The sequence below is a fragment of the Niallia nealsonii genome, assembly GCF_002835805.1.
Taxonomy (GTDB): Bacteria; Bacillota; Bacilli; order Bacillales; family Cytobacillaceae; genus Niallia; species Niallia nealsonii.
The window spans coordinates 1-12,799 of record NZ_PISE01000019.1 but is presented as its reverse complement, the minus strand read 5'-3'; the positions used below and the strand labels follow the sequence as shown (position 1 = coordinate 12,799).

Annotated in this window: 12 protein-coding genes and 1 riboswitch; of the genes, 9 read left to right on the top strand and 3 right to left on the bottom strand. The window is 33.2% G+C overall.

Annotation, left to right across the window (positions count from 1 at the left end; all coding sequences use genetic code 11):
- The first annotated feature begins 74 nt into the window (after positions 1-74).
- From CWS01_RS09770 to ppc, 4 genes are all read left to right on the top strand, one after another.
- Positions 75-701 (top strand): YitT family protein, encoded by a 627-nt coding sequence (locus CWS01_RS09770; protein WP_235852019.1) that lies wholly within the window; start codon positions 75-77, stop codon positions 699-701.
- A 167-nt stretch (positions 702-868) separates the two neighbouring features.
- Entirely contained in the window at positions 869-1,252 is a 384-nt protein-coding gene (locus CWS01_RS09765) for a hypothetical protein (protein ID WP_101177011.1), read from the top strand.
- Between the two features lie 175 nt (positions 1,253-1,427).
- Positions 1,428-1,727 carry a heme biosynthesis protein HemY gene (locus CWS01_RS09760; RefSeq protein WP_101177010.1) on the top strand — a complete coding sequence of 100 codons (300 nt, stop codon included), beginning with the start codon at positions 1,428-1,430 and terminating at the stop codon, positions 1,725-1,727.
- Between the two features lie 269 nt (positions 1,728-1,996).
- Positions 1,997-4,759 carry a phosphoenolpyruvate carboxylase gene (gene ppc, locus CWS01_RS09755; RefSeq protein ID WP_101177009.1) on the top strand — a complete coding sequence of 921 codons (2,763 nt, stop codon included), beginning with the start codon at positions 1,997-1,999 and terminating at the stop codon, positions 4,757-4,759.
- 330 nt (positions 4,760-5,089) lie between these two features.
- Here the strand turns inward: ppc and CWS01_RS09750 are convergent, their stop codons facing one another.
- Positions 5,090-5,404, bottom strand: coding sequence for a thioredoxin family protein (locus tag CWS01_RS09750; RefSeq protein WP_101177008.1), 315 nt, complete (start codon positions 5,402-5,404; stop codon positions 5,090-5,092).
- A 300-nt stretch (positions 5,405-5,704) separates the two neighbouring features.
- On the opposite strand from CWS01_RS09750, the gene CWS01_RS09745 reads away from it, so the two are divergent.
- Positions 5,705-6,157 carry a hypothetical protein gene (locus CWS01_RS09745; RefSeq protein ID WP_101177007.1) on the top strand — a complete coding sequence of 151 codons (453 nt, stop codon included), beginning with the start codon at positions 5,705-5,707 and terminating at the stop codon, positions 6,155-6,157.
- A 79-nt stretch (positions 6,158-6,236) separates the two neighbouring features.
- On the opposite strand, the gene CWS01_RS09740 is transcribed toward CWS01_RS09745, so the two are convergent.
- On the bottom strand, positions 6,237-7,025 hold the full coding sequence (locus CWS01_RS09740) for a Cof-type HAD-IIB family hydrolase (RefSeq protein ID WP_101177006.1): 789 nt from the start codon (positions 7,023-7,025) through the stop codon (positions 6,237-6,239).
- A gap of 243 nt (positions 7,026-7,268) precedes the next feature.
- Entirely contained in the window at positions 7,269-8,219 is a 951-nt protein-coding gene (locus CWS01_RS09735) for a MerR family transcriptional regulator (protein WP_101177005.1), read from the bottom strand.
- A 350-nt stretch (positions 8,220-8,569) separates the two neighbouring features.
- On the opposite strand from CWS01_RS09735, the gene CWS01_RS09730 reads away from it, so the two are divergent.
- The 4 genes from CWS01_RS09730 (at position 8,570) to CWS01_RS09715 (ending at position 12,514) form a co-directional block, all read left to right on the top strand.
- Positions 8,570-9,700: a metallophosphoesterase gene (locus CWS01_RS09730; RefSeq protein ID WP_101177004.1), complete on the top strand. Its 1,131-nt coding sequence runs from the start codon at positions 8,570-8,572 to the stop codon at positions 9,698-9,700.
- Between the two features lie 98 nt (positions 9,701-9,798).
- Positions 9,799-10,803, top strand: a complete 1,005-nt coding sequence (locus tag CWS01_RS09725) for an LLM class flavin-dependent oxidoreductase (protein WP_101177003.1) — start codon at positions 9,799-9,801, stop codon at positions 10,801-10,803.
- Positions 10,804-10,981: 178 nt separating this feature from the next.
- Complete coding sequence (locus tag CWS01_RS09720; RefSeq protein ID WP_101177002.1) at positions 10,982-11,389, top strand: nucleotidyltransferase family protein; 408 nt, start codon at positions 10,982-10,984, stop codon at positions 11,387-11,389.
- A gap of 126 nt (positions 11,390-11,515) precedes the next feature.
- Positions 11,516-11,601, top strand: a riboswitch (cyclic di-GMP riboswitch).
- 49 nt (positions 11,602-11,650) lie between these two features.
- Positions 11,651-12,514 carry an amidase gene (locus CWS01_RS09715; protein WP_101177001.1) on the top strand — a complete coding sequence of 288 codons (864 nt, stop codon included), beginning with the start codon at positions 11,651-11,653 and terminating at the stop codon, positions 12,512-12,514.
- Positions 12,515-12,799 lie beyond the last annotated feature (285 nt).

Here is a 12,799-nt window from a genome sequence, read left to right as displayed (position 1 = left end):
TCCAACTGCATGAACTGCCGCCAAAAAGCAAAAGATTTATACATCATAAAAACTTGTTTTAGGAGTGGTATCTATTGAAATTTCTCTTTATGATGCTTGGATGTTTTATAACAGCCCTCGGTTTATCTATTTTAAAAGCAAGCGGGATTGTAACTGGGGGTACAGCAGGCCTTGCATTAAGTTTTTCCTATTTGCTTCCATTATCCTTTCCATTATTGTTTGCCATCATTAACCTTCCATTTTTTATTATTTCCTTCAAAAAAATGGGGAAAGAATTTACATTTGCAACGATGGCAGCGGTCTGTATGGTTACTTTATTTTCAGCGTTATTGGCAAAAATACATGTAGCGTTCAGTATCCATCCCCTAGTAGGAAGCGTGCTTGGAGGGATCATTATCGGAAGTGGCACAATTATATTATTTATGAATGGCTCATCGTTAGGAGGAGCACAAATCTTATCCATCACCTTGCAAAAGCAGCTTAATTGGAATATGGGAAAAACAAACTTTGTTTTTGATACAATTGTTATCCTAATAGGAGTATGTAGTGTCGGGATAATAAGGGCGCTTTACAGCATTATTTCCGTGCTTATTATTTCTTTTATGATGAGCTATTTTAAAGAAAAAATTGCAAAAAGAAATCGTGCATATGTTACTCCATTAGTCGAGAAAAGAAATCATAAAACCCACTCTATATCCTAAAAAGTACGATGATTTTCTTTTAGGAAGAAAATCATCGTACTTTTTCTATTTTTAAAATAAAATCATTTGACATTGATAATCATTTTCATTTAAAATAAAAAACAAATAAAACTTATTATTTCACAAATAGTGTTTATTAAACAATTTATAGGATGGTGGAAAATAGGATGAACAATAACTATGTAGTGCTAAAATCTTTTCAATATTTAATTGAATGTACATGTCCTAGTCCTGAACATACATTTATGCTGGAATTCGATAAAGGAGATACATTTATCATTACTGATGAAAAAAAATATGTTGACTCCCTTGGTTGGCTAGTTCTCGTTTTAATAAAAAATTCTAGTGTCTATATGTACATAGATGAATTAGAAGAGTTTGTAGAAGATAAAAAGATTTGTTCAATTATGGACTTGGAATTGAAAATCAACTACTTAGAATATAAAGTAAATGAAACACTTGATAGCATGGATGAAGGCAATTTCTCTTTATATGCAAAAGAACTTTCCGCATTAAAAGAAGTGCAAGATAGTGTGGCTGTTTTTGGTTAATTAACGGAATATTTGCGTAAAATGAAGAACTAGGCGAATGCATAAACAGCCTAGTTCTTTTTGCTATAAAAAATTTAGAAAATAACGAAATAGGAAGGCAGAAATTCAATTAGTTGCAAACGATATTTTGGAGGATTACAATAAATAAGCAACTAATGATTTGGAGGATAAACAAATGAAAGCAAAGATAAATAGACATGCGGAAAAAGTAATGAAGCAAATGTTATCAAATGCTAATGAAGGAGAAAAACTTCGTGTGTACATAACCGAACACCACGGAAACCATGCCCATTATGATTTGAAATTAGACAAGCAGACTGAGTTTGATGAAGTCGTACAAACGGATAAAGAGGTGGAAGTTTTATTAGACACTCGTGAAGCTGATTTTTTAGATGGAATCTGGGTGCAATATTTCCATGTTCCAGAACCAGGCTTTGTTATTTATAATCCAGCAAAAGAACATCATCATCATTAAAAAATAGGAGGTCAACTCTTTATGCGGGCATGTGTGAATGTATAAAGGTCAGGCCTTCTTTTTCCATAATAAGGGTTGAAAACGCATTAAAATTCCATTAAATTCCAATGAAAATTTTATTAATCTATAAATTAGATTAATTTTATCTGATTTATCTTTTATATCTATCAATAAACAGTAATTATTAATGAATTTTTCTAAAAATAATGATACGATTATAGATGTTGATACAGTTTGAAATAATATTTAGATTAAGGGATGGTAATCTAATGACAACAAGAATTAAAGTAAATGAAAGCAGTCTTCCGCTACGTAAAGACATAAAACAACTAGGCTATATTCTAGGAGAGGTTCTTGTTCATCATGGTGGTCAAGAATTGCTAGATAAAGTAGAAGTGATACGTAAACTATCGATTGAACTGCGAAATAATAATAATGAATCTACATACAACGCGCTAAAAGAAGAATTGGAAAATTTAGAAAGACCTATGAGAAGACAAGTTATTCGCGCTTTCTCAAAATACTTTCATTTAGTGAATGTAGCAGAACAAATTCATCGAATTAGACGCAGAAGAGATTATCAATTGCAAGATGACAAAGGCATACAGCCTGGTTCTATTGCAAGCGCAATTCAAACATTTAAACAGAAAAATTTAACAGAAGCTGAAATTCAGGATGTACTTAATACTCTTTCATTAGAGTTAATTATTACAGCACATCCGACAGAGTCAACAAAACGATCTATCTTAGAAATTCAAAAACGGATTGCAAATCTGCTTAAACAATCAGATAATCCTCTATTAACAAAAAAAGAACGCAAGAAAATAGAGGAAGGTTTATTTAACGAAATCACGATTATGTGGCAGACCGATGAGCTACGACACAGCAAACCGACCGTAATGGATGAAGTGAGAAATGGTTTATACTATTTCGAACAAACATTATTTGACGTTTTGCCGGAAATTCATCAAGAAGTACAAGATGCTCTGCAAGAAAATTATCCGAATTTTGAATGGAAAGTGCCCAATTTCCTAACTTTTGGTTCATGGATTGGCGGAGACAGGGATGGAAATCCATTTGTTACTCCAGAAGTAACATGGCAGACATTGCATAAACAAAATAAACTGGTTATTGAAAAATACAAAGAATCTGTTGTGGATTTAATGAAACGATTCAGCCATTCAACAAATCGTGTTCAAGTAAGTTCAGCGCTGCTTGAAACAATTGATAGAGAAGAAGAATTATATTTGGCAGAAGATAAAAGATGGCCTGCGAAAAAAGAAGTGTATCGCAGAAAACTTGCAATAATTTTCGAAAGATTAAATCAAGTCGGTATCTCTGAAAAAGGATATCGTAATGCAGATGAATTATGTCAAGATTTATTGCTTATTAATGACAGCATTAAAAGTCATCAGCCGATTCATCATGATGAAAAATCTATGCATAAATTAATTCGCCAAGTAAAGCTTTTTGGCTTCCATTTAGCGACATTGGATATTCGAAACCATAGCGGGGAACATGAATCTGCTATTGCCGAAATATTAAAAAAAGTTCACATTGCCGACGATTATAAAAATTTAGCAGAAGAAGAAAAAATAAAAGTACTAGAAGCAATTCTAAAGGATCCTAGACCAATTCTTTTATTAAGTGAGGACTATTCAAAAGAAACACAAGAAATGGTTAAAGTGTTTAAAATGATAAGAGAAGCCCATAAAAAATTCGGCAAACGTGCTATCGATGTTTACCTAATCAGCATGACACAGTCTCCTAGCGATATTTTAGAAGTACTTGTGCTTGCTAAAGAAGCGGGCATTTATCGTGTACATGCAGATGGTTCGGTAGAAAGCAATTTAAATGTTGCGCCATTATTAGAAACAATTGATGATTTAATTGCTGGGCCAAAAATTATGGAAACACTTTTCAAACTTCCAGTATATCGAGGGCACTTAAAGCAGCATAATGATCAGCAAGAAATTATGTTGGGCTACTCTGATGGAAGCAAAGACGGTGGAACTCTTACTGCAAATTGGAAGTTGTATAAAGCACAAAGAGAGATTCATGAAATGGCAAGTAGCTATCGAATTGGGTTAAAATTTTTCCATGGCAGAGGTGGTTCATTAGGTCGTGGGGGCGGTCCATTAAACCGCAGCATCTTGTCACAGCCAATTGAAACATTAGGAGATGGCGTCAAAATTACGGAGCAAGGTGAAGTTTTGTCTTCTAGATATTTATTGGAAGATATTGCTTTTAGAAGTTTAGAACAAGCAACCTCTACTTTATTGACAGCATTTGCTCATATTACTCAAAATTTAGATAAACATACTGATAGAAGACCTGTTTGGGAAACGACGATGGAAGAAATCTCTACTATTTCACTGCGGAAATACCAATCGTTAGTTTTTAATGATCCTGATTTTATGACATATTTCAAAGAAGCAACGCCATTAACTGAAATTGGCAATTTGAAAATAGGATCTAGACCAATGAGCAGAAAAAACAAAACATCTTTTGAAGATCTTCGTGCAATTCCATGGGTGTTTGCATGGACACAAAGTAGACAATTGCTGCCAGCATGGTATGCAGCGGGCACTGGGCTTTATGAATATGCACAAGGTGGAGCAAATAATATAGCGCTCCTTAAAGAAATGTATAAAAATTGGCCGTTTTTCCGTTCAACTGTTGATAATCTGCAAATGGCTCTTATGAAAGCAGACTTAACAACAGCTAGAGAATACTCATCATTAGTAGAAGACCAGAGTATTGGCCAACGAATATATAACAATATTAAAGATGAATATAATAAAACACAGACAATTCTTTTGCAAATAACAGGAGACGAGCAGTTATTGGATCATACACCATCTATTCAAGAATCGGTGTATCGTAGAAATCCATATGTGGATCCATTAAATTTCTTCCAAGTAGAATTGATTAAACAATTGCGCGAACAAGAAAATCCGGACCCTGAATTAATGAACCAAGTGCTGTTGACTATTAATGGAATTGCAGCAGGTTTACGCAATACAGGCTGATAAAGTGAAACTACAATCAGTGGGAGTCCATCTCCTATTGATTGTTAGTTGAATTAATCAGGATTTTATGGGCAAGTTTTTGTACACCGAGATTTTTCGTTTTCTCTTAATCATCCCTTAGGTGGTGGGCAAAAACCTACTAATTTGTGATAAATAAAAGGGAGCTGATTCTATAATAGCTGCTTATTATGGAATCAGTTTTTTAGAGAGAAAAATTTCATTGGCTAGCAGAAAAGCAGAAGTTAGCAAGATTTATTGACAGAGAAAAGAAGAGAAAAGGAAAACTTTTCTCTTCTTTTCTATTGTGATAGATGAAACGCTCAAAATAAATTAATAGGTCTGTAGAAATTCCTCTACTTGTTCTGGCGTTTTAGCATTTGCACTATGTAAATGACCGATTTTTTCTCCTTTTTTAAATAGCAGCAAACTTGGAATGCCCATTACATCATATTTTTCTGCTATGCTTGGAAGTTCATCTTTATTAAGGCTGTACCAGGTTTTATTTGTGTTCGCTTCCATAATGTCGCCGATAAATAGATCCATTCTTGTACAATCAGGACACCAGGTAGTGAAAAACTTAACAATCACTGTTTTTTCACTTTGAATAATCTCATTAAATTCTTCTAACGTTTGGATTTCTTTCATTATGCACCTCTTTAAAAAATTTGTAGACTAGCTTTATTTATTGTCGAATGATAAAGCTATCAGTATTGATTATACACATATTTCTTTAGAATTACTTAAAAAGTTATTATTTTAAAGGGAAGCTTGATAATTGAGTAGAATTTATACTATTATATAAAAATGCTGTTAAAAATCTGCTGTAGATTTCATTCTGGTGAAAAGTGGATAAGCAAGTGTGTTTTTTTGTTATACAAAACTTCCCCTTATCATATAATGAACAGAATGGTCAAAGGGTAGTGTGCTAATTAGAGGAGGATATAGATGAGCACAACAAAAATTAATATAACACCGGTAGAAAATAAGTACATACGATTAATTCTGTCTTTAGAGAATATGGACAAAGAAAAACTGGAGGATTTAGGAGATTCTTTTTTAGTAAAGATAAATAAAAAAAGCAAAAGTGGCAATGAACTTTATTTTTCTATCTTTTTTAATAAGAAGCTGATGAATAAACCAGTAAAGTCATCTAATCCATCTGTTAGTATTACAAAAAATAAAAATTTGATTGCATTAGAAGTAACGATGATGTTGGAATTAACAGAAATACAAAAAGCAGGAGAGTTTTATTTAGTAAATAAAGAATATGCAACAACTCCCGCTTTTGAATTTTCTTATAAAATGAATCAGGCATACTATGATAAAAAAATAGGACAGTATTTAGAAAGTGAACGTGTAGAAGAGGATACAGAAGAAAAAGAAAATATTGATCTATAATACTCCCCCTCAAGTGCTATGAAATCTGCACTTGAGGGATTTTATGTTTTTCATAGCTGCATCTATCTATGTATATAGATTATTTAATTAATCCTAAAGATTTTAGTCCATTATATATTCCAGAATCTGTTACAGATGTTGTTTTATGTTTAGCGTAGGCAAATAATTTTTCATTTGCATTTCCCATCGCAAATCCTTCTCCAACTGTACTAAGCATTTCTTTATCGTTAAGGCCATCGCCAAATGCTATCGCTTCTTTTTGGTTGATGCCAAGACGATCTAAAACTTTTGCAATCGCAATTCCTTTATTGACTTTATCACTAATCACATCATAGGAATGTCTAAATCCTTCAATATTAACTTGCGATAAATGAACGTTGGCAAATTTTTCGTACAATGGAATATCCTCTGATTTCACATTTACGATTGTTATACCGAGAACATTGGCTGCTTCCTCTTCTGAAAATATTTTATTTTGTTTCAAATGGAATTTTTTTGCGAATTCCATTAAGATAGGGCTGTCTGGATTTGATAATAAATTATGTGTATTTGTATATAAAACAAGCTCATTCTTCTGCTGTTTGGCAATTTCTACATATGTTTTTACCAATTCTGGACTCATTGGCTCTTTTAGAACATCTTCGCCTTTAGAAACAGCATAGGCACCGTTATAGCCGATAAAAGAGTGGACGTCAAGTGTTTCACCAATATCTGCTATTTCATGGAGGGGTCTTCCTGTAGCTAAAAATACTTCAATTTCCTGGTTTTTCATTAATTTAACTGCTGTTTTTGTAGATTCTTGGATGGTATCATCAGGCTGTAAAATAGTACCATCTATATCAAGAAATAAAATTTTATATGTAGTCATTTGTTCCTCCTTTTCAAAATGTTTTTTCATATAACTATGTTAATAAATATTGCTGATAGAATCAATAAAGAGGTAGTATTCTTTAATAGAGAACTGCCCTTAATAATAATACCATAGAAACAGGAGCATAAATAAGACTGGTATGAAGTATGTTTAAAAAGCAAAACATGTCTTCATACCAGCCTTTACAATTAGTAATTATTTTTATTTAACTAAGCTGTCCCCATTGATTAATGTTTTACTTTATGATTGCCAAACCTTCCACCATTGTTTTTTCTTCTCTATTGCAACTGCGGTATCACGAAAACTTTGCACTAAATCTTGAAAGCTTTGTTCTCTTTCTCTAATTTCCTTTCTGAGCTGTTCTCGTTCTTTTAAGAGGTCTGCTTTTATCGATTGATCATTTTGGTGCAATTGTTCCATCGATTTGTTTATTTCAGCATTCGATTTTGATAAATGTTCAATCATTGATTTAATTTCTTTTGAAGAGGATGCGGTAGTTGTCCACTGTTTGGAATAAGTTTTTCTTTCAGCTTTTGATATTTTCGACAGTTTTTTAATAGTGGAACGAATGTCTTCGTATTCTGTATGGGATTGATGTGCATTACTATGTATAACATCTGTTAACTCATCGATATTGTCTCTAAATTCATCTTTTAATTCTTCATTTTTTCTTTCAATCGTTGTGCTGATTGTTATGGCTGATTGGGCTTGTCCTGCTTTGATTTCTTCTTTAATATGATTCAAAACTTCTCCTTGGAGTCCCGTGCGGATTTCTTCTTTAACTTCTTGCAAAAAATCTTGTTTATATGTTTCTAAAGAATGGAGGAGCATCTTTATATTTTGCTCTGTAACAGAGGGAGTAAGGGCAGTGGGAACAGGTTTTATTTCCTCTACAAGCTCGAATGATGTTTCAGAAGTTTCTTGTATCATTTCTTCTTTTTCTTCCTGTTTTTTTGGCTTTGGCTGAAGAATCAGCGTTAATTGTTCTTTAACTTCCTTTTTCGGCAATTTCTTATCATATAAATTTTTCGCTTCCAATAATAAGGAAATTTCTTTATCTGTGTAAAATCTGCTGCCATTTTTGCTTCTTGGAATATATAATATGTCTCTTAGTTCCTTTTCCCATTTTCTTAATCTATTTGGTGAAGTCGTTAGTTTTTTTGATGCTTCATAAATGGAATAAGCTTTCATTATGAATCTCCCCTCATATTTATATTTAATTATTCTCTTGTTTACATATATTTGAGATGCCTAGGCAATTTTCCTGCGATAAGACAAAAGCTATCAAAACTTCTAAAGAGTAGACATATTTCTGCATAATAAAAGGTTTTATCTATTTTCCTGCAGTTTATAATACTATTTGTCAGATAGTTTTTTCCCTATCCATATGTAATATAAACCTATAAGATAAGAGATTTAGGATAAACAAAAAAATGGGAATAAAATCAATGGTTAGTTTGAAAGAAAATAACAGACAATAGATAAGAATAAGTAAAGAACGGTTATATGTTGGAGTCGTTATCTTTCGAGGTGAATGAACAATGACAAAAAAAATTTTTTATATTATGATGCTTTTGCTGTTATTTATACCGGGAAAAATAATAAACGGAGAAGAAGAAAAGAAGTCAACCATTGTTTCTTTACGTCTCTTAGAAACAACTGATATTCATTCCTATATATTGGATTTTGATTATGCGAAGAAAAAGAGAACAATTGAATTTGGTTTAAACAGAACAGCTAGTCTTATTCAGCAAGCAAAAAAAGATCAGGTTAATACCCTGTTATTTGATGTGGGAGATGTAATAAAAGGAAATGCGCTGGCTGATTATGTGGCTTCAAGCAATGTTCTTTACTATACTGATATTCACCCTGCCTATAAAAGTATGAATTTGCTTAAGTATGATGCTGCGACAGTTGGCAATCATGAGTTTAATTATGGCCTTGACTATTTGCTTAAAAGCTTGCAAGGAGCTGAATTTCCCTTTGTAAATGCCAATATCTATGTAGATGATCATAATGAATATGATCAAGATGATATACACTTTTTTTCGCCCTATATTATTTTAAATAAAGAAGTTCAAACAGAGACTGGGGAAAAAACAATTATAAAGGTAGGAGTAACCGGCTTAATTACTCCTATAACAGCAGAGTGGGATAAAGAACATCTAGCAAATAAAGTGAAGATAAAAAACATGGAGGAAACAGCAAAAGAAATAGTGCCAAAAATGAAGGCAGAAGGGGCAGACGTAGTAGTGGCTCTTGTACATGCAGGACTGCAATCGGACAGGGAATTCAAAGAAAAAAGGGGCAATAATGTTCAAGATGTCAGCAAAGTAAAAGGAATCGATGTCGTTTTATATGGGCATTCACATAGTTTATTTCCGAAAAAAGGAGAAAAAAATACTCTTCTTGTTAAGCATACAAAAGGAAAAATTGCTGGAAAACCTGCTGTTCAGGCTGGCTTTTGGGGTAATCATTTAGGGATTATTGATTTGAGATTAGAGAAAAAAGCAGGAAAATGGTCTATTATCGAATCTAAGTCTGTCGCCAAGCCCATTATTCGCATTATTAACGATAAAAAAGTGCCAATTGTTGTTCCATTTGAGCCGATAGAATATTTAATGCAAAAATATCATCGAGATACATTGGATTTTATCGAAAAAAATAACTAGAAGGGGATGATAGGGAGATTTTTTCAGGCAATAAAGTTGAAAGCTTGTTGCAGGCAGATTTATAGTAGGGAGGAAGTAGAATTAAAGGAGGAACAGAAATGGCAAAGTCTTTACAAGAGATACAATTTTCTGTCCTTGATTTATCGCCAATTACAGAAGGCAGTACGGCAGCAAATGCGTTTAAAAATACAATAGATTTAGCACGTCATGCTGAAAAATGGGGATATAATCGTTATTGGGTGGCAGAACATCATAATATGCCAGGTATTGCAAGCAGTGCAACAAGTGTTTTAATTGGCTATATTGCAGGAGGCACAAATTCTATTCGAGTTGGTTCTGGGGGCATTATGCTGCCAAATCATTCTCCTTTAGTGATTGCTGAACAATTTGGAACATTGGAATCCGTGTATCCGGGCAGAATAGATTTAGGATTAGGACGGGCTCCAGGGAGTGACCAGATTACGGCACATGCCCTAAGAAGAAGTACGAGAAGGGATGGAAGCGATTTTCCAGAACAGCTGAAGGAATTAAGAAATTATTTGGAGCCTCATGAACTAACACAATTGCCAGTTAGAGCCATTCCAGGGGAAGGATTAAATATTCCTATTTGGCTGTTGGGTTCGAGTGGATTTAGTGCAAAATTGGCGGGGGAACTAGGATTGCCATTTTCCTTTGCAAGCCATTTTTCTTCAGATTATACGCTACCAGCACTTGATATTTACCGAAAGCATTTTACTCCGTCTGAAAGTTTGGAAAAACCGTATGTAATGGTTGGGGTAAACGTAATTGTTGCAGAAACAGCAGAAAAAGCAAAATATTTGGCAACCTCTTTTTCCCAAGCCTTTTTAAGCTTAATAAGAGGTATGCCGACACAATTAAAACCGCCCGTTTCCAATATGGATGAACTATGGAGCATTCATGAACAAGCGATTGTGGATCAACAATTAAAAGCTTCGATTGTAGGAACCCCTGAACAAGTAAAAGAAAAACTGCAAAAATTCCTTGCTGAAACAGATGCAGATGAAATGATTGTCAATACACAAGTCTTTAATCATGAAGATAGATTAGAATCTTATCGTTTATTAAAAGAATTGGTGCAATAGAAATGAGTAATCCCCCTTTTGTTTGAAAGGGGGATTATTTCCATACCTCTTTATTTTTTAGTATGATAGAAGGAGAAATGGTCAAGTATGTTATTGGCTGCTTTTTACTTTATCAAATGTGGTGAAAGTAGATAAACATGTTCTTTCTACGATAGAAGAAAGACTTGGAGGTATGAGGATGAATACAATAAAAAAAGTAAATAATGAGGAAGAAATAAAAAGTATCTTAAAAAAAATGATTGATACTGCCTACGAGCAAATTAAAGGCGAAGAGGTTTTATTATGCATGGAATGCTGTGATGTGGATTTATTTGTTGCAGCAGAATCTTATCCTGAATTAGAAGAGGCTATTAAAAAAAATTATGAATTAGATGAATATGGAGAAGTAATTGATCATGAGAGTTATATTCAATTAATGAGAGAATTGGATGAGTATTTTGTAGAACTGCATAGACAATCAGGCTATTATGATTATTTTCCAGCAGGAATTTACGAGTTAGACGGGAAAGAAGAAGAAACCGAAACGGATATACTTGCACCTAAGGGAGTATTTTATGCTCCTTTTGAGGAAGCGCTGAAAAAATAAAAAGAATCTACTGAGCATAGACAATCAGCCATAATAAATCTTTTATAGGGTTAAATTATCTAGTAAATATGAAAAAAGCAATAGTAAAACTAGTACTTTTTTAGTATGATAGAGGTATAAATAACAATCTGAAAAGGGCAAACTTATTGAAAAATAAGGACGCAAAGCTATGGACCTAACCGTTTTATACGTATGGTTGCCAGGTTGCCAGACTTCTCTTTTTAAAGAAAGTCTCGGCTTTTTTTAAAAGGAGATAAAGAAATGAAAAAAAGTATTATTCTATTATTGTGTATTTGGATGATGATGCCAGCGATGTGTTCAAAAGCAGCAGAAATGACAACAGATGCTACGTGGATTTGGAACCCTTGGTCATTGCGTACAGAAGAAACAAAAATATTAAACTTTCTTGTTAAAAATAATGTAGACCAAGTTTATCTACAAGTAGATTCAGATCTTTCTAACAGTGTATACCAACAATTTATAGCAAAAGCAACGGCTAAAAATATAGAAATTTATGCATTAGATGGGGCACCGGATTGGGCTACTCAAAAAGGAAAAACGAAACAAACAGCTTTTTTTCAATGGGTAAAAGCATATCAATCTAAAAGTAGTGCGAATCAGCAGTTTCAAGGAATCCATTTAGATGTAGAACCATATATATTATCAAACTGGGATGCTGATAGAAGCAGCACTGTATTATATTACCAAGAAATCATAAGAAATAGTGCAAACCAAAGTGCAAAATTGAATTTGCCTTTTACAATTGATATGCCATTTTGGTTTGATAGCATCAATTTTCAGAATAAGTTCGGAAAAAGCAATCTTGCAAAATGGGCGATTAATCTAACAGATGGTGTTACAGTAATGGCATACCGCAATATGGCGGCAGGAGAAAATGGCATTAATACTTTAGTGAAAACCGAATGGCAATATGCACAAAATGCAAACAAACCAATAACGATTGCTGTAGAAACAGGGCAATCAGATGAAGGAATCCATATTAGCTTTTATCAAAAAAGCAGTGCATATATGAAAGCTGAATTAGCAAAAGTGAATAAAGCATATCCAGAAAATAATGTGAAGTTTGCGGTGCATTATATCGACAGCTGGATGAAAATGAAATGAGGAAAAAAAGAATCTGACAAGTGATGCTATATTACTTGTCAGATTCTTTTTTTTTGAACAGGATGCAGGCTCAGATGGATGGATACTTTTTGTTGCTGTCCAATTAATGGTTTAAAAGGAAATATTTTTTTGTTAGGCTAGGTTATCACTCAATAGATTATGTTCAAGCGTATGCTAAATATGAGTATAAAAAGAAGGAGTGAGCATCATGTTTGAGTGTAATATGAAGATAACAGCTAGTTTTAAGTGTGGCTGTCATGCTGAGAAACATGACAAAAAAGAGTG